This window comes from Halomonas lysinitropha (genome assembly GCF_902500215.1).
GTDB classification, from domain to species: domain Bacteria; phylum Pseudomonadota; class Gammaproteobacteria; order Pseudomonadales; family Halomonadaceae; genus Halomonas; species Halomonas lysinitropha.
The window spans coordinates 29,552-45,273 of record NZ_CABVOU010000044.1 but is presented as its reverse complement, the minus strand read 5'-3'; the positions used below and the strand labels follow the sequence as shown (position 1 = coordinate 45,273).

The 15,722-nt window shown below is 65.9% G+C and carries 18 protein-coding genes; 12 read left to right on the top strand and 6 right to left on the bottom strand.

Annotated elements, in window-relative coordinates:
• Positions 1-44 precede the first annotated feature (44 nt).
• Positions 45-437 (top strand): hypothetical protein, encoded by a 393-nt coding sequence (locus tag HALO32_RS15875; RefSeq protein WP_151444867.1) that lies wholly within the window; start codon positions 45-47, stop codon positions 435-437.
• A gap of 88 nt (positions 438-525) precedes the next feature.
• Here HALO32_RS15875 and HALO32_RS15870 read toward each other — a convergent pair whose 3' ends face one another.
• From HALO32_RS15870 to HALO32_RS15850, 5 genes are all read right to left on the bottom strand, one after another.
• The gene (locus HALO32_RS15870; protein WP_151444866.1) at positions 526-864 is read right to left on the bottom strand and encodes a hypothetical protein; all 339 of its coding nucleotides are present in this window, start codon (positions 862-864) and stop codon (positions 526-528) included.
• A 183-nt stretch (positions 865-1,047) separates the two neighbouring features.
• Positions 1,048-2,109 carry a fatty acid desaturase gene (locus HALO32_RS15865; protein WP_151444865.1) on the bottom strand — a complete coding sequence of 354 codons (1,062 nt, stop codon included), beginning with the start codon at positions 2,107-2,109 and terminating at the stop codon, positions 1,048-1,050.
• A 270-nt stretch (positions 2,110-2,379) separates the two neighbouring features.
• Complete coding sequence (locus HALO32_RS15860) at positions 2,380-2,784, bottom strand: ATP-binding protein (protein ID WP_151444864.1); 405 nt, start codon at positions 2,782-2,784, stop codon at positions 2,380-2,382.
• A complete protein-coding gene (locus HALO32_RS15855) occupies positions 2,784-3,452 on the bottom strand; it encodes a 2OG-Fe(II) oxygenase (RefSeq protein WP_407646889.1) in 669 nt (222 codons plus the stop codon). The genes HALO32_RS15860 and HALO32_RS15855 overlap by 1 nt, the downstream gene beginning before the upstream one ends.
• Positions 3,449-4,069, bottom strand: coding sequence for a CoA pyrophosphatase (locus HALO32_RS15850; protein WP_151444863.1), 621 nt, complete (start codon positions 4,067-4,069; stop codon positions 3,449-3,451). The genes HALO32_RS15855 and HALO32_RS15850 overlap by 4 nt, the downstream gene beginning before the upstream one ends.
• A 102-nt stretch (positions 4,070-4,171) precedes the next feature.
• On the opposite strand from HALO32_RS15850, the gene HALO32_RS15845 reads away from it, so the two are divergent.
• A complete protein-coding gene (locus HALO32_RS15845; RefSeq protein WP_151444862.1) occupies positions 4,172-4,729 on the top strand; it encodes an NUDIX hydrolase in 558 nt (185 codons plus the stop codon).
• Between the two features lie 26 nt (positions 4,730-4,755).
• Here HALO32_RS15845 and HALO32_RS15840 read toward each other — a convergent pair whose 3' ends face one another.
• On the bottom strand, positions 4,756-5,511 hold the full coding sequence (locus HALO32_RS15840) for an SDR family NAD(P)-dependent oxidoreductase (RefSeq protein WP_151444861.1): 756 nt from the start codon (positions 5,509-5,511) through the stop codon (positions 4,756-4,758).
• A 170-nt stretch (positions 5,512-5,681) separates the two neighbouring features.
• Between HALO32_RS15840 and HALO32_RS15835 the strand changes: the two genes are divergently transcribed.
• The 10 genes from HALO32_RS15835 to HALO32_RS15790 all read left to right on the top strand — a co-directional run bounded on the left by HALO32_RS15835 (position 5,682) and on the right by HALO32_RS15790 (position 15,716).
• Positions 5,682-6,638, top strand: a complete 957-nt coding sequence (locus tag HALO32_RS15835; RefSeq protein ID WP_151444860.1) for a sugar-binding transcriptional regulator — start codon at positions 5,682-5,684, stop codon at positions 6,636-6,638.
• Between the two features lie 165 nt (positions 6,639-6,803).
• Positions 6,804-8,123 carry an ABC transporter substrate-binding protein gene (locus tag HALO32_RS15830; RefSeq protein WP_151444859.1) on the top strand — a complete coding sequence of 440 codons (1,320 nt, stop codon included), beginning with the start codon at positions 6,804-6,806 and terminating at the stop codon, positions 8,121-8,123.
• Positions 8,124-8,198: 75 nt separating this feature from the next.
• A complete protein-coding gene (locus tag HALO32_RS15825; RefSeq protein ID WP_151444858.1) occupies positions 8,199-9,089 on the top strand; it encodes a carbohydrate ABC transporter permease in 891 nt (296 codons plus the stop codon).
• Between the two features lie 94 nt (positions 9,090-9,183).
• Complete coding sequence (locus HALO32_RS15820) at positions 9,184-10,032, top strand: carbohydrate ABC transporter permease (RefSeq protein ID WP_151444886.1); 849 nt, start codon at positions 9,184-9,186, stop codon at positions 10,030-10,032.
• 107 nt (positions 10,033-10,139) lie between these two features.
• Positions 10,140-11,285 (top strand): ABC transporter ATP-binding protein, encoded by a 1,146-nt coding sequence (locus HALO32_RS15815; protein ID WP_151444857.1) that lies wholly within the window; start codon positions 10,140-10,142, stop codon positions 11,283-11,285.
• 11 nt (positions 11,286-11,296) lie between these two features.
• Complete coding sequence (locus HALO32_RS15810) at positions 11,297-11,995, top strand: HAD family hydrolase (RefSeq protein WP_151444856.1); 699 nt, start codon at positions 11,297-11,299, stop codon at positions 11,993-11,995.
• Positions 11,996-11,999: 4 nt separating this feature from the next.
• Positions 12,000-12,788: an L-iditol 2-dehydrogenase gene (locus HALO32_RS15805; protein ID WP_151444855.1), complete on the top strand. Its 789-nt coding sequence runs from the start codon at positions 12,000-12,002 to the stop codon at positions 12,786-12,788.
• Positions 12,789-12,791: 3 nt separating this feature from the next.
• Positions 12,792-13,745, top strand: a complete 954-nt coding sequence (locus tag HALO32_RS15800) for a sugar kinase (RefSeq protein ID WP_151444854.1) — start codon at positions 12,792-12,794, stop codon at positions 13,743-13,745.
• Positions 13,742-15,061, top strand: coding sequence for a D-tagatose-bisphosphate aldolase, class II, non-catalytic subunit (locus HALO32_RS15795; RefSeq protein ID WP_151444853.1), 1,320 nt, complete (start codon positions 13,742-13,744; stop codon positions 15,059-15,061). The genes HALO32_RS15800 and HALO32_RS15795 overlap by 4 nt, the downstream gene beginning before the upstream one ends.
• A gap of 10 nt (positions 15,062-15,071) precedes the next feature.
• A complete protein-coding gene (locus tag HALO32_RS15790; RefSeq protein ID WP_151444852.1) occupies positions 15,072-15,716 on the top strand; it encodes a nucleoside/nucleotide kinase family protein in 645 nt (214 codons plus the stop codon).
• The last annotated feature ends 6 nt before the right edge of the window (positions 15,717-15,722 follow it).

Here is a 15,722-nt window from a genome sequence, read left to right as displayed (position 1 = left end):
GCTGACGTTCAGCGCTGACGCATCTGGCCCCAGGGAGTACCGACATGCAGACTTCACAGGATTCCTTCCGGACCTATCGGCGGGTGATGCAGGTGGGCATTGCCCTCAACGTGCTGATCGGCCTATGGCTGTGGTGGTGGCCCGCCAGTTTACTCGAGATCATCAGGGCCGACCTGGCAGCGCCCCTGACCTGGCCCCGTTACGCGGGTCTGGCCATGCTGGCGATGGGGCTGCTCTACCTGCCGGCCGCCCTGGCGCCGCTGCATAACCGCCTGGTAGCGCTGCTGTCGATCTTGTTCCGCGGGCTCTTCGCCCTGTTTTTCCTGTTTGCCTCGGGGCTGTTGTGGCTGCCGGCGCTTTACGAGGCGGTTCTGGCCGTGCTGCAGGGGGTGACCTTCTGGCGGGGCTGGCGAGCGGACCTGATGGCCAAGCCTTAGGCGGTTTCCGACAACAGGCCGTGTCCGGCCAGGCAAGACAAGGGGCCCGCGATCGCTCGCGGGCCCCTGGAGATGTGGCAATGGCACCCTAGTCGGCGCCCGCCCCATTGCGGAAGTGCTCCCAGGCATGGTGGTAGAGCACGCCGGCATAGCCATTGCGCTGCATGACCTTGAGGATCTTCGCCGGGTCGCTGCCTTCCAGGGCCTTGTGCAGTTTCGCCCGCTGTTCGTCGTCCAGCTCTTCGTACCAGTGGTAGGGCTCGCCCTGAGCATTACCGTCCTCGGCCTTGCGCATCAGGTCGATCTCGATGCGTCCGCCATGGCGATACAGGATGTCAAAGCCCTCCTGCAGGTGGCTCGTTGGCACATCGCTCGGCTTCTCGAGGCCTTCCAGTACGTTGTAGTAGTAATAGCTCAGCGGTTGCATAAGGCTCCTCCAACGGTATGCCGTTGCGCGCTCGTCCTTGACGACGTTTCCTGATGCCATCCTGACCGAAATCAGGCGCCAAGCTCAATGGAAAAGTTGAGCACTCTCTCGGATATCGCCATCTGCGGGCCTCAGGAGGGTGGCGGCCTTGACGCGGTCCGCCCCCGCGATGCCAGGGCCGTGCTACAGGTGCGCCACAGCGGCGCCTTCGACACCAACCTTCTCGACGCGCTGTGCCTCGGCAAAGGAGACCATGCAACGCTGCTCCTCGTCCCAGAGCACGAGCCGCACCGATGCAAGGCTCTGCCGCAGGTTGAGGTGGCCGATATGGTGGAGCTCGGGATGGTCGCGCAGCACTTCGGGCAGCCGGTAGGAGGGGATGCGGCTGCACAGATGGTGGACATGGTGGATCCCGATATTGGCGGTGAACCAGCGCAGGGGGGCGGGCAGGTCATAGTGGGAACTGCCGTGCAGTGCCGTTTCGTGGAACGTCCACTCCTCGTCGTGCTCCCACAGGGTGTCCTCGAACTGGTGTTGGACATAGAACAGCCAGACGCCGATCGAGGAGGCGAGAAGCGTGATGGGGAGTTGCACGAGCAGAAAGGGGACCAAGCCGACCAGCCAGATCATGGTGGTGACGAGCAGCGCGATGGCCGCGTTGGTGCCCATGGTGCTCAGCCAGGGCATCCAGCCCGCGCGCATGAAACCCACCGGCAGGCGATGGTCGAGGAGGAACAGGTACGTCGGGCCGATACCGAACAGCACCAGTGGGTGCCGGTACAGGCGATAGAGGCGTTGCCGCGCTCGCGGCAAGTTCCGGAATTCGCGCACGGTCAGGGTATCGATGCTGCCGACACGTGGGCGATCGAGATTGCCTGAGCTGGCGTGATGTAGGGCATGGCTGTGTCGCCAGAGATCGTGGGGCGTCAGGGTCAAGACGCCGATGGCTCGGCCTAGCCAGTCATTGGCACGACGGGAACGAAAGAACGACCCGTGGCTGCAGTCGTGCTGGATCATGAACAAGCGCACGAGAAACCCCGCCGCGGGCACGGTGAACAACAGGCCAGCCCAGTAGCCGGCGCTCAGGGTGCCCCAGATCAGTAGCCAGAGGGTGGCCAGGGGGATCACCGTGGCCAGGAGTTCGCCGATGCTGCGCGCCAGGCGCGGCGTGCGGTACTCGCCAAGGGCGCGCTTCAAGGCTCGTGGCTCGGCGGTGATGTCGACAGTGGGCGCTGTGGAATCCATGTTCAGGCTCCTGACCCGACACGCCATTCTATGGTCGATGGACCTTGCGGGACGCGTGTCCGGGTCTTGGGGTAGGGCGCTGCGATCCACTCCCGCTTCGCCGATGGACCTGCATACCCGAAGGCTGCAGGTTGGCCTCCGTCCCCCACTTGTGTCTGTACGGTATCGCACATTTAGTGCGACGTTCGTCGGAGTGGCCGGCACGCTCTCGTCTTGCGGCACGAGGCCTGGCCGCTGCCAATGAGGGCGATGCGGGAGGTCGGGTCTCGGTTACCCGGGCATCGCGTTGCCGGCCGAGGGGGCTTCGGCCAGCACTCTAGCGGCAAAGGTAGCGCCGTCGGCACCGTCGTCAGGCAGCAGCCGCAGATCTCCGCCCATGGCCTCCATCAGCGAATGGCTGATGGCCAGGCCCATCCCTAGTCCTTCATGGCGATTCGTGAGAAACGGGGCGAAGATCCGCTCGGCCTGGTCGATCGGCACGCCGGGGCCTTTGTCGCGCACCGTCAGGGTTACCTCGCGACGCCCGCTGCGCCGGGCATGGATCGTCACCCGGTCGGCGCCGGGGTGATCGCGGCTTGCCTCCAGGGCATTGAGCAGCAGGTTGACCAGCACCTGCTCCAAGGCTATCGGGTCGGCCAGCACTCGGGGCAGGGCGTCCTGCAGCTCGTCCGCCATCAGCGGGCCGGGTCCACCAGGCCACCCAGCGAGGCGTTGCGTCGGAACCAGCCGGCGATGCTGGTGCGCGGCAGGCGGGTGGGCAGCACCTCATGAGGTACCTGCTCGGAGAGAAAGCAGGCGAAGGTGCCGGACGAAGGGCGTACCCGGGCCACTTCACGCTCGGGGACCTCGACGTCGTAGAGCACCATCTCGCCGCCACCGTCGGCGGGCCAGTCGGGATTGAGGTAACCCACGGTGGAGACCACCCGGTTGGCACGGCCGCGGAAGCTGTCGAGATGCCGCCGGTAGAAGGCGCCGGGCGGATAGTGGGCGAAATGGGCCTCGTATTCGAACAGCCCCAGGAACAGTGCCTGGTTGAGCGCCTGTTGCAGCACACCCATGGCCTCCAGATAGCGACGCCGAGCCCGGCTCTCGCGGTCCAGCCAGCGGATGGCGTCACCACGGATGTCCTGGCGAAGGGCGTGTGCCTGGCCGCGACCGATGCCGGCGTTCTCCAGGGCGTCGTGGTCGGCCATGGCGATCACTTCGTGGTAGAGCTCGGCGCACAGCTCGGTGGGGATGAAGGCCTCACCGACGTACCAGCCCTGCTCCACCAGGGCATCGACCAGCTCGGGGAGCCGTTCGCGGGGCAGGGCGGTTTCCTGGGGCGAAGTGGTCGTCATCATGGGCTGGAGATTCGCCGCTCGGGGCGAAAGAGCAGCTCGCCCGGCGGTCGCTCGTAGAGGTTGATCGGCATGGCGAAGCCTTCCGCGAGCAGTTCTACCAGCATCATCGCCGAGAGCCCCCAGATCACGTGGCCATCGGTATGGTAACTGGGCACGTAGTAGTCGCGGCCATCCACCCGTATCACATCGGTGTGGGTGCGCTGGTCCTCCAGGAAGTGTGAGAGCGGTACCTCGAAGATGACATCGAGCTCATTCGGGTCGGCAACGAGCGGCAGGTCGGGCGGGATCAGCCCTACCCAGGGGGTCACCCGCAAGCCGTGGAGCGAGACCACGTCCGACAGCCGACCGAGCAATTCCACGCGCTCCGGTGGCAGGGCGATTTCCTCCATGGACTCGCGCAGCGCCGTGGCCAGCAGGTCGGCATCCTGAGGTTCGCGCTTGCCGCCGGGGAAGGCGACCTGGCCGCGATGGGTGTTGAGGTGGTCGGCACGGCGAGTGAACAGCAGGGTCGGCTCGGGGCGGTCGACGATAGGCAGCAGGACTGCTGCTTCAGGCAGGCGCAGGCCGGCCCGGCGTGGCCGGTGTGCTTGCAGGCGTTCACGAAGGTTCTCTAACATGGGTCTTCCATCGGGTTTGATTCCTTCTACTCGGCCGCCATGAGCGGCGTCAAGCCCTGACCGGGTGGCCGTATGCCGCCCGCCAGCCTGCCAGGGAGCGCCATGAACTTCTGCAGTCACTGTGGCCATACCGTGCGTTTCGCGATTCCCGACGGGGACGACCGGCCACGTTTCTTCTGCGACGAATGCGGCACCATCCACTATCAGAATCCGCGGATTGTCGCCGGCACCCTCCCGGTGAGCGGCAGTAAAGTTCTGCTTTGCCGCCGCGCCATTTCCCCGCGCAAGGGCTACTGGACCCTGCCGGCGGGCTTCATGGAGAACGCCGAGACCACCATCGAGGCCGCCGCCCGCGAGACCCGCGAGGAGGCCTGCGCCGAGGTCGACATCCACGGGCTCTATACCCTGATCAACCTGCCGCACATCGATCAGGTCTACATGATCTTCCTCGCCGATCTCGCCGGCAGCTTTGCGGCAGGGCCCGAGAGTCTCGAGGTGGCGCTGTTCGAGGAGCACGAGATCCCTTGGGACGAGCTCGCCTTTCCCACCATCGAGCGCACCCTGCGCCACTTCTATGATGACCGGCGGGATGCCGCCTTCCCGCTGCATGTCAGCGACATCACCGCCGAGGATCGCGAGCGTTACTTTGGCAGTGCCTGACCCGGGCGGCACATGATCGCGCTGGCTCAGTCCCGATCGATGGTGAAGGGCGACCAGGTCTGGCGTGTCGGCATCACCTCCAGCCGGTTGATGTTGATATGATCCGGGAGCGTGGCCACGTGGAAGATCTGCTCGGCGATGTCCTCGGCCTGCAGCGGCGTGGTGCCACTGTAGAGGGCATCCGAGGCGGCCTGGTCGCCCTTGGTGCGCACCAGGGTGAACTCGGTCTCGGCCATCCCCGGCGCGATGTCGGTGACCCTGACCCCGGTGCCCTTCAGGTCGCAGCGCAGGTTGTAGCCGAACTGCTCGACGAAGGCCTTGGTGGCGCCATAGACGTGGCCGCCGGGGTATGGCCAGCTGCCGGCCACCGAACCGATATTGATGATGCTCGCCCCGGCACCGGTGGCGATCAGGCGGGGCAGCATGGCATGGGTGACGTTGACCAGCCCGGTGACGTTGGTGTCGATCATGGTGTGCCAGTCGGCGAGGTCCACCTCCTGGGCCGGCTTGGGTGCCAGTGCGAGGCCCGCATTGTTGACCAGGCAGGTGACCCCGCGAAACGCGTCGGGCAGTTCCTCGACCGCGCGGGCCACCGCCTCGGCGTCCCGCACGTCGAGAGTGAGGGTTAGTACGCGAACCTTGTCGCCTAGTGCCTGTTCGAGCGCCTCCAGGCGTTCGGTGCGGCGGCCGGTGAGGATCAGCGACCAGCCGGCGGCGGCGAAGCGGTGAGCGGCGGCGCGGCCGAAGCCGGACGTGGCACCGGTGATCATGGCAATGGGCATGGGGATTCCTCCTCGAAGAATGGTGTCTCGAACTCCGCATCATAGGCCGGGCGGCCAGGCGTCTCCAGTGGTCGGGCGTCGCGGCGCATGGTCCGGCACCTGGCATTGTGCCGGGAGGCAGCCCCGGTATCATGGGAGCCGGACCCGGGCGGAACCAGGAGACCAAGGCCATGGACAAGTTCGAACGCAAGCTGGATCAGGCCGCACGCGCCGCCTGGATGTCCTACGTAGGTGGCATCACCCAGGACGAGATCGCCCAGCAGCTGGGCGTCTCACGTCCCGGCGTCCAGCGCCTGCTTGCCCTGGCACGTCAGGAGGGGCTGATCAAGGTGCGCATCGACCATCCGATCTCGGCCTGTATGGCCCTGGCCGCGGCGATCCGTGACCGCTATGGCCTCGACTACTGCGATGTGGTGCCGGCCGAGCCGGACGCGCCCGATGGCGCCGCCTACTACCTGGCGGCGGCCGGCGCGGAGCGTATCTCCCGCCTGGTGGAGCGCAGCGAACCCTTGACACTGTCGCTGGGCACCGGGCGTTCGGTGCGCGCCACCGTCGAGGCCATGAGCCGCCATGACCGTCCGCAACACCGCTTCGTCTCGCTGGTCGGCAATGTGGCACGTGACGGCTCGGCCAACCGCTACGACGGTGTGGTGGTGCTGGCCGACAAGACCGGTGGCGAGCGCTTCCTGCTGCCGACCCCGGTGGTGGCCGACACGGTGGAAGAGAAGCAGGCCATGCTCGGCCAGCGACTCTTCCAGGCCATTACGGAGGTGGCCAGGCAGGCGGAGGCGGCCTTCATCGGCGTGGGGCGCATCGACCGACAGGCGACCCTCTTCCAGGATCATTTCATCGACCAGGGCGACCTCGAGGAGCTGCTGCGGCTCGAGGCCGTCGGCGAGCTGCTGGGCTGGCCACTGGACCGTGAAGGTCGGGTCATTGACTGCTCCATCACCCGTCGGGTCACCAGCCTGCCGCTGGAGATGCTGCGCGACCAACCCCTGGTGGCCCTGGCCGGCGGCCGCGAGAAGGCCCCGGCGCTGCTTGCCGCGCTGCGGGGCGGCTGGCTGAAGGGCCTGGTCACCGATGAGACAGCGGCACGCTATATCACCAAGCGGGCCGCCGAGTAGCACCTAAAGCCCACCAGAAATAAAGAATCTGTTCTGCTCTTCTACCAAAGTCTAGTGTGTGGACTTTGCATTTTTGGGACTCGTGTCCGATCATTTGATTGATCTATGATCAAAGTGATCAAGATTGGCTGACATACAACAATACAAGTCCCGAAGGAGCCCACCATGAAACTCACCCGAGCCCTGCCGCTGGCCACCCTGACGGCGGCCGTTGCCGTCGCCTCCCAGGCCCAGGCACAGACCGAGATCACCGTCGCCACGGTCAACAACAATGACATGATCATCATGCAGAGCCTCACCGAGGAGTTCGAGGCCGCGCATCCCGATATCGAGCTCGACTGGGTGGTGCTGGAGGAAAACGTCCTGCGCCAGCGCATGACCACGGATATCGCCACCGACGGCGGTCAGTTCGATGTCATGACCATCGGCACCTATGAGGTACCGATCTGGGCTGAGCGTGGCTGGCTATCACCGCTCGATAATCTTCCCGAGGACTATCGGGTCGACGATCTGCTCAGCACTGTTCGCGACGGTCTGAGCCATGACGGCACCCTGCACGCCCTGCCGTTCTATGGCGAAAGCTCGATGATGTATTACCGGCAGGACCTGTTCGATGATGCCGGCATTGAAGTTCCCGAGCAGCCGAGCTGGGACGAGGTTCGCGACTGGGCAGGACAATTGCATGATCCCGACAACGAGCTGGCCGGTATCTGCTTGCGTGGCAAGCCGGGCTGGGGCGAGAACATGGCCTTCGTCTCGACCCTGGTCAACACCTTCGGCGGCCGCTGGTTCGATATGGACTGGAATGCCCAGCTCGACTCGCCGGAGTGGCAAGCCGCCATTCAGTTCTATGTCGACCTGCTGAACGACTATGGCCCCCCGGGTGCCAGTTCCAACGGGTTCAATGAGAACCAGGCACTGTTCTCCAGCGGCAAGTGTGCCATCTGGGTCGATGCGACCTCGGCGGCGGGCCGTATCTACAATCCCGATGAGTCCCAGGTCGCCGATCATCTGGGCTTCTCCCAGGCACCGGTGGCCGAGACGCCCAAGGGGTCGCATTGGCTTTGGTCCTGGGCCCTTGCCATTCCTGCCACATCCGAGAAGCAGGACGCCGCCAGGGAGTTCATTACCTGGGCGACGTCTCAGGAATATATCGAGCTGGTAGGCGAAACTGAAGGCTGGGCCAGCGTCCCCCCGGGAACGCGGACTTCCACCTATGAGGACGAACGTTATATCGAGGCAGCACCCTTTGCGGAGTTCGTGCTCGAGGCGATGCGGAATGCCGATCCCACCGACTCGACGCTGGAGCCGAGTCCCTATATCGGGGTGCAGTTCGTCGGGATTCCCGAATTCCAGTCCATCGGTACCCAGGTGGGGCAGATGGTGGCGGCCGCATTGACCGGCGAAAGGTCGGTCGAGGAAGCGCTCGACGCCGCGCAGTCCGCCACGCAGCGCACCATGCAGCGTGCCGGCTACACCGACTGACACCTTGCCACGCCGCGCCCGGCCGGGTTCTCCCGGCCGGGCTACTCCTACCGACCTGGTTTTGCGGGTACTTCCATGAACAAGACACGAGCTTCCGGCCGTACCGTCGGGGGGTTGAGAACCCTGTCGCTGCAGGCACCGGCGGTTACCCTCTTATTGCTGTGGATGGTGATTCCGTTGGGCATGACCCTCTGGTTCTCCTTCCAGCGCTACAACCTTTTGATGCCCGGCATGACCGGCTTTGCCGGCCTGGAAAACTACCAATACCTGTTCTCCGATCCGGCCTTGTGGGCGGCCATGGGCAATACGCTCCAGCTGGTCGGCTGGGTGCTGGCGATCACCGTCGTCGGTGGCACCCTGCTCGCCGTGCTCTTCCAGCAAGAGTTTGCCGGACGCGGCATCGCCCGGGTGCTGGCCATTTCGCCGTTCTTCGTCATGCCCACGGTCAGCGCTCTGGTGTGGAAGAACATGATGATGCACCCCTCCAACGGCGTGTTGTCCTGGGTTGCCGAGACCTTCGGCTTCCAGGCGGTCGACTGGTTCTCCTCGTTACCCCTGACCTCGATCGTGATCATCGTGGCGTGGCAGTGGTTGCCCTTCGCCTTGCTTATCCTGCTCACCGCCATGCAGTCCCTGGACGAGGACCAGGTGGAGGCGGCACGCATGGACGGAGCGGGACCGGTGGCGATCTTCTTCTTCATCACCCTGCCGCATCTCAAGCGCGCCATCAGCGTGGTGATCATGATCGAGATGATCTTCTTGTTGACCATCTTCGCCGAGATCTTCGTCACCACCTCGGGCGGCCCGGGCCTGGCCACCACCAACCTGGCCTACCTGATCTACATCCGGGCTCTGCTCGATTTCGATGTCGGCACCGCCTCCGCGGGTGGGGTCATCGCCATCATCCTCGCCAATATCGTCGCCATCTTCCTGGTCCGCATGGTCGCCAAGAACCTGGAAGACTAGCCCTGGAAGACCAGTGACTCTGGAGTCGCCCATGACCACTTCAAGAAACAAGCCAGACGAAGCCGCGGCACTGTCTCTCACCGACCAGGAGGCGATGGCCACTGGCAACAGGCCCCCCTCGTGGCTGGCCTCCGCCGGGACGAAGAAGTTCGGGATCACCGTGCTGGGATGGACGGTGGCCCTGCTGATCTTCTTCCCGATCTTCTGGATGGTGCTGACAGGCTTCAAGACCGAGGCCGCGGCCATCGCCGACCCTAGCCTGATCTTCTCGCCGACCCTGGAGAGCTACCAGGCGGTCCATGACCGTACGGGCTATGCCCGCTTCGCGATCAACAGCGTGGTGGTGGCCTTCGGCTCGACGCTGCTGGCGTTGTTGATCGCCATACCCTCCGCCTATTCGATGGCGTTCCTGCCTACCAAGCGTACCAAGGGCACCTTGCTGTGGATGCTCTCGACCAAGATGTTGCCGCCGGTCGGGGTGCTGGTGCCTATCTATCTGCTGTTTCGCGATGTGGGGCTGCTCGACACCCGGACCGGCCTGATCATCGTCTACACCCTGATGAACCTGCCGATCGTGGTGTGGATGCTCTACACCTTCTTCAAGGATATGCCCAAGGACATCCTCGAGGCGGGACGCATGGACGGTGCCTCCACCTTCCAGGAGGTGTTCTTCCTGCTGCTGCCGCTGACGCTTCCCGGGATCGCCTCCACCGGCCTGCTCTCGGTCATCCTGAGCTGGAACGAGGCATTCTGGAGCCTCAACCTCACCTCGTCGAATGCGGCACCGCTGACCGCCTATATCGCGTCATTCTCCAGCCCCGAGGGGCTGTTCTGGGCCAAGCTTTCCGCTGCCTCGACCATGGCCATCGCGCCGATCCTGGTCTTCGGCTGGTTGACCCAGAAACAGATGGTCCGTGGCCTCACTTTTGGCGCGGTGAAATAAGTTATCGACGACGCCGAAGACGGGTCTTCGGCTGGCGCGCTCGCCAAGCACAGAAACAGATGGTCCGTGGCCTGACCTTCGGCGCCGTCAAGTAAAGGAATCTTCTCATGGCAACACTACAACTCAAGCAGATCACGAAGAGCTTCGATGACACTCACGTCATCAAGGGAATCGACCTGGAGGTCAACGACAAGGAGTTCGTGGTCTTCGTCGGCCCCTCCGGTTGTGGCAAGTCGACCCTGATGCGCATGATCGCCGGCCTGGAAAGCGCCACCTCCGGCGACATCCTGATCGACGGCCAGCGCATGAACGACGTCGCTCCCGCCGATCGCGGCCTGGCCATGGTGTTCCAGAGCTATGCGCTCTACCCGCACATGACCGTCGAGGACAACATGGGCTTCAGCATGCGCCTGGCCAAGGTGCCCAAGGAGCAACGGCGACAGAAGGTCCTCGAGGCGGCCAAGATCCTCCAGCTGGAGCCACTGCTGGATCGTAAGCCCAAGGCGCTTTCCGGTGGCCAGCGCCAGCGTGTGGCGATTGGCCGCGCCATCGTGCGCAATCCCAGCATCTTTCTCTTCGATGAGCCGCTTTCCAACCTGGACGCGGCACTACGCGTGCAGATGCGCATCGAACTGGCGCGGCTCCATGAGGAGCTCGACGCCACCATGATCTATGTCACCCATGACCAGATCGAGGCCATGACCATGGCCGACAAGATCGTGGTGCTGCAAGACGGTGTCGTCGAGCAGATGGGCTCGCCCATGGAGCTCTATCACCATCCACGCAACCGCTTTGTCGCCGGTTTCATCGGCTCACCGAAGATGAACTTTCTCGACGTCGAGCTCGACGAGGCGAGCCCCGAGGGTGTTCGTATCCGCCTTCCCGGCGGTGATGCCTGCACGGTGCCGGTGGACGGCCGCGACCTGGCGGCCGACGCCAGGCTGGAGCTGGGCATCCGTCCCGAGCACCTGCAACTCGACGATCAGGGTCCGCTCTCGGGCGAGATTCAGGTGCTGGAGCGTCTGGGAGGCCAGACCTCGCTTTACGTTCAGATGGGCGAGTTGATGGTCACCATCATGGCCGATGGTGATGTCGCGCATCGCGTGCATGACAGGGTGCGTTTCGGTTTCGAGCCCGTACGGGCTCATCTCTTCGACAGCGACGCCATGGCACTGCCCAGCCTGCACCAGCATCCCCTGGCCGGCCTCACCCGCCAAGACCATCGCCAGGCCACCGAAAGTAGCGGACTCTAACGGGAGCGACCATGGAGACCCTGATCTTCGACTGCGACGGTGTGCTGGTGGACAGCGAGGCGATCGCCGAGGCGACCCTGGTGGAGCTTCTCGGCGGCTGGCTGCCCGACCTGGATGCCGACACCGTGCTCAGCCAGGCACTGGGCATGACCACGGCCAACATCCTGCGCCACCTGGAAGGGCAGAGCCGCCATCGCTTGCCCGAAGAGGCGAAGGAGCGTGTCGACCAGACCATCGAGTCGCGCCTTCTCGAGAACCTCGAAGCCATCGATGGCGTGGCCGAGGTCATCCGGACGTTTCGCTTCCCGCTCGCCGTGGTATCCAACAGCCGCCGCAAGCGTGTCCTGGCCTCGCTGGCAACCACCAGGCTGGATGCGGTGTTCGGCGACGCGCCCATCTTCACCGCGGATCAGGTGGAACGACCCAAGCCGGACCCCGAGCTCTATCTGTTGGCGGCTCGCGAAATGGGATGCACCCCGGCGCATTGCTTAGTGGTCGAGGACAGCGTCTCCGGTGTCACAGCCGCTCATGGGGCCGGCATGACGGTGATCGGTTTCACCGGTGCCAGCCATGTTCCGCCGGGCCAGGCCGAGCGATTGACCCAGGCCGGGGCCTGGCGGGTGCTCAACCACATGAATGGCCTGGCGACCCTGGTCGATCAATGGCGCGCGCATCGTTGCGCGTCCCGAACCCTACCAACGAGGCATTGACGACATGAAACTCAAGGACAAGACCGCAGTGATCACCGGCGGTGCCCGCGGTATCGGCCTGGCCATCGCCCGGGCCTATGCGGAGGAGGGCGCCCGCCTGGTGATCGCCGACATCGACCAGGGCGCCATCGACGAGGCCCTGGCCACGCTGAAGGGCGAGGGGCACGGCAACGAGCGGCTGCTGGGCGTGCGCCTGGACGTCTGCGATCGTGCCGCCATCGACGACATGGTGCAGCGTGCCGTCGAACAGTTCGGCGGCATCGACATCCTGGTCAACAATGCCGCCCTCTTCGACATGGCCCCGGTGCTCGAGGTGACCGAAGCCAGCTACGACAAGCAGTTCGGCGTCAACGTCAAGGGCCTGTTCTTTACCCTCCAGGCGGTCGCCAAGGCCATGGTCGAGCGTGGCCGGGGCGGGCAGATCATCAACATGGCCTCCCAGGCGGGGCGTCGCGGCGAGGCCCTGGTGAGCATGTACTGTGCCACCAAGGCGGCGGTGATCAGCCTCACCCAATCCTGCGCCCTGGACCTGATCCGGCATGGCATCCGCGTCAACGCCATCGCCCCCGGGGTAGTGGACACGCCGATGTGGGAGGAGGTGGACGCCCTCTTCGCCCGCTACGAGGGCCGGCCCCTGGGCGAGAAGAAGCGCCTGGTGGGCGAGGCGGTGCCCTACGGGCGAATGGGTCGACCGGCGGACTACGCCGGTCCGGCCGTCTTTCTGGCCAGCGACGACAGCGAGTATGTAGTGGCGCAGACGCTAAACGTCGATGGCGGCAACTGGATGAGCTGACCCATGTTCGATATTGCCACCAGTGGCGAGTTGCTCGCCGAGTTCATGGCCGAAGCCAGCGGGCAGCGGTTCGACAGGCCCGGTCGTTTCACCGGCCCCTTCCCCAGCGGGGCGCCGGCCATCTTCGCCTCCCAGGCGGCACGCCTGGGGGCCCGGGTCGCCTATGCCGGGCGAGTGGGGCGCGACGGCTTCGGCGACCTGGTGGTCGAGCGGCTGCGCGACGACGGCATCGACGTCGAGGCGGTACAGCGCGACCCCGAGTACCCCACCGGCACCGCTTTCGTCAGCTATCAGGCGGACGGCAGCCGGCGGTTCATCTTCAACCTGGCCCACAGCGCCAGCGGCCGACAGACCCTGGACGAGGGCGAGCTGGAACACCTCTCGGCCTGCCGGTACTTCCATGTGATGGGCTCCTCGCTCGCCTCCAGGGGCGGGATCGAGATCCTGCTGCGGCTGGTCGCGCGGGTGAAGGCGAGAGGCGGCAGGATCAGCTTCGACCCCAATGTCCGCCTCGAGCTGGTGTCGAGTCCCGAGGTGCGCGAGGCGCTGCTCAGGGTGCTGGCGCACTGCGATCTCTTCCTGCCCAGCGATGCCGACCTCGAGTGGCTGGCCGAGCCGGGCGAGGATGCTGACGCCACCGTGGCGCGACTGCGGTCGGAGCACCCCTTGTCGCTGGTGGTGCTCAAGCAAGGGGCGGCGGGCTGTCGCGCCTATACCGGCGATGGCGTCATCGAGGCGCCGGGCCTGGCGGTGGCGGAGGTCGACCCCACCGGGGCCGGCGACTGTTTCGGTGGCGCCCTGGTCGCCGCCCTGGTGGCCGGTCGTCCGCTTGCCGAGGCGCTGCGACTGGCCAACGCCGCCGGCGCCCATGCCGTCACCGTGCTGGGCCCGATGGAGGGCTGCAGCGACCAGGCCACTCTGGAGCGGCGCCTTCTCGCCGCGGGAGAGACCCCATGACCCATCCTCTCGACGAGATCGTCGCGGCCAATCGTCGCGGCGAGCAAGAGGGCATCACCTCCGTCTGTTCGGCGCATCCGCTGGTTCTCGAGGCGGCCTGCCAGCGCGCCCTGGCCGACGGCACCCCGCTGCTGGTGGAGGCCACCTGCAACCAGGTCAACCAGGAGGGCGGCTACACCGGCATGACCCCGGCGGATTTCCGTGATGCCGTGGGCACCATCGCCGTGCGGGTGGGGCTCCCCGAAACTCGCGTGATCCTGGGCGGTGACCACCTGGGCCCTTCGCCCTGGCAGGCCCTCCCGGCGGATGAGGCCATGGTCCGCGCCGAGGCCATGGTGGCGGCCTACGCCGCGGCGGGATTCGTCAAACTGCACCTGGACGCCAGCATGCCCTGTGCCGACGATCCCCAGGCGCTCGACGATGCCACCGTGGCCCGCCGCGCCGCCCGCCTGGCCGCCGCCGCCGAGCGGGCGGCAGGGGAGGGCCAGGGTTGGCTGCGCTATGTGGTGGGCACCGAGGTGCCGGTGCCGGGCGGTGCCCAGGAGCATCTGGACACCCTCACCGTCACCGATACCGCCGACCTCGAATCGACCCTGCGGACCCATCGCGAGGTGTTCGTCGAGGCCGGCCTGGAGGAAGCCTGGGGCCGGGTACGGGCGGTGGTGGTCCAGCCGGGGGTGGAGTTCGGCCATACGGAGGTGGTGGATTTCGCACCCGAATCGGCCCACGACTTGAGTCGGGCCATCCATGCCTGGCCCGACCTGGTCTTCGAGGCCCATTCCACCGATTACCAGACTCCACGGGCCTACCATCAGCTCGTCGCCGGCCACTTCGCCATCCTCAAGGTGGGCCCGGCGCTGACCTTCACCCTGCGCGAGGCGCTGTTTGCCCTGGACCGGATCGCCGAGGAGGCGCCGGGGGTGCATTGGCCGATATCGCTGCGCGAGACCCTGGAAGTGGAGATGCTGGCCGAGCCGCGCTACTGGCAGGCCTATTATGCGGGCGACCCGGACGAGCAGCGCTTCGCCCGGGCCTATAGCCTCAGCGATCGCTGCCGCTACTACTGGTCGCGCCCCCGGGTCGCCGAAGCGGTGGAAGGGCTCTTTGCGGCGCTGGCCGCCGCGCCCATGCCACCGACCCTGATCAGCCAGTACCTGCCGGTCCAGTATGCCGCCATCCGCCGCGGCGAGCTCGAGGCCACGCCGCGGGCCCTGGTGCGCCATCGCATCGACGAGACCCTGGCAGCCTACGCCGCGGCCTGCTGTCCAGGTATCGGTCGCAGCCAGACTAACGATAGCCGTGTCACAACAGACTGAGGTGAGAATGATGTCGACCCTGTCCCAGCCTGCCCAAGTCGATTCCCTGGCCGAGGTGACACGGCGGATTCTCGTCGCCGCCGAGGGCCGCGAGCGCTTCCTGGTGGCCCTGGCCGGGCCGCCCGGTTCCGGCAAGTCCTACCGATCGGAGCAGCTCCTGCAGGCCATCGACGGCGCCCTCCCGGGGCAGGTGGTGGTGGTGCCGATGGACGGCTACCACTTCGACAACGCCGTGCTTGGCGCGTCGCAGCTGGCGGTGAAGGGCGCGCCCCAGACCTTCGACGCCGAGGGCTTGAGGGTCGACCTGGAACGCATTCGCTGCGCGGATGCCGCGGTGGCGGTACCGGTGTTCGACCGGCCCCTGGACCTGGCCCGGGCCGGGGGCCGGCTGGTCACCCTCGCGCATCGCATCGTCATCGTCGAGGGCAACTACCTGCTGCTCGACCAGGAGCCCTGGCGCGCCCTGCATGACCTCTTCGACCTGAGCGTGATGCTCGAGGTGGACGACGCCACTCTGGAGCAGCGCCTGATCGATCGCTGGCTGTCCATGGGCCGCGACGCCGACGCCGCCCGTCGCAAGGCCCTGGACAAGGACATGCCCAACGCCCGACTGATCAAGACCACATCCATCCCGCCCGACCTGGTGTGGCGCTGACGCCGT

Excerpts from the sequence above, each read along its gene's own strand:
- HALO32_RS15855 (WP_407646889.1), bottom strand. The coding sequence starts at position 3,452 with ATGATGACGACCACTTCGCCCCAGGAAACCGCCCTGCCCCGCGAACGG.
- HALO32_RS15815 (WP_151444857.1), top strand. The coding sequence starts at position 10,140 with ATGGCAACACTACAACTCAAGCAGATCACGAAGAGCTTCGATGACACT.
- HALO32_RS15835 (WP_151444860.1), top strand. The coding sequence starts at position 5,682 with ATGGACAAGTTCGAACGCAAGCTGGATCAGGCCGCACGCGCCGCCTGG.
- HALO32_RS15790 (WP_151444852.1), top strand. The coding sequence starts at position 15,072 with ATGTCGACCCTGTCCCAGCCTGCCCAAGTCGATTCCCTGGCCGAGGTG.
- HALO32_RS15820 (WP_151444886.1), top strand. The coding sequence starts at position 9,184 with ATGGCCACTGGCAACAGGCCCCCCTCGTGGCTGGCCTCCGCCGGGACG.
- HALO32_RS15840 (WP_151444861.1), bottom strand. The coding sequence starts at position 5,511 with ATGCCCATTGCCATGATCACCGGTGCCACGTCCGGCTTCGGCCGCGCC.
- HALO32_RS15850 (WP_151444863.1), bottom strand. The coding sequence starts at position 4,069 with ATGTTAGAGAACCTTCGTGAACGCCTGCAAGCACACCGGCCACGCCGG.
- HALO32_RS15805 (WP_151444855.1), top strand. The coding sequence starts at position 12,000 with ATGAAACTCAAGGACAAGACCGCAGTGATCACCGGCGGTGCCCGCGGT.
- HALO32_RS15865 (WP_151444865.1), bottom strand. The coding sequence starts at position 2,109 with ATGGATTCCACAGCGCCCACTGTCGACATCACCGCCGAGCCACGAGCC.
- HALO32_RS15875 (WP_151444867.1), top strand. The coding sequence starts at position 45 with ATGCAGACTTCACAGGATTCCTTCCGGACCTATCGGCGGGTGATGCAG.
- HALO32_RS15845 (WP_151444862.1), top strand. The coding sequence starts at position 4,172 with ATGAACTTCTGCAGTCACTGTGGCCATACCGTGCGTTTCGCGATTCCC.
- HALO32_RS15830 (WP_151444859.1), top strand. The coding sequence starts at position 6,804 with ATGAAACTCACCCGAGCCCTGCCGCTGGCCACCCTGACGGCGGCCGTT.
- HALO32_RS15800 (WP_151444854.1), top strand. The coding sequence starts at position 12,792 with ATGTTCGATATTGCCACCAGTGGCGAGTTGCTCGCCGAGTTCATGGCC.
- HALO32_RS15810 (WP_151444856.1), top strand. The coding sequence starts at position 11,297 with ATGGAGACCCTGATCTTCGACTGCGACGGTGTGCTGGTGGACAGCGAG.
- HALO32_RS15795 (WP_151444853.1), top strand. The coding sequence starts at position 13,742 with ATGACCCATCCTCTCGACGAGATCGTCGCGGCCAATCGTCGCGGCGAG.
- HALO32_RS15860 (WP_151444864.1), bottom strand. The coding sequence starts at position 2,784 with ATGGCGGACGAGCTGCAGGACGCCCTGCCCCGAGTGCTGGCCGACCCG.
- HALO32_RS15825 (WP_151444858.1), top strand. The coding sequence starts at position 8,199 with ATGAACAAGACACGAGCTTCCGGCCGTACCGTCGGGGGGTTGAGAACC.
- HALO32_RS15870 (WP_151444866.1), bottom strand. The coding sequence starts at position 864 with ATGCAACCGCTGAGCTATTACTACTACAACGTACTGGAAGGCCTCGAG.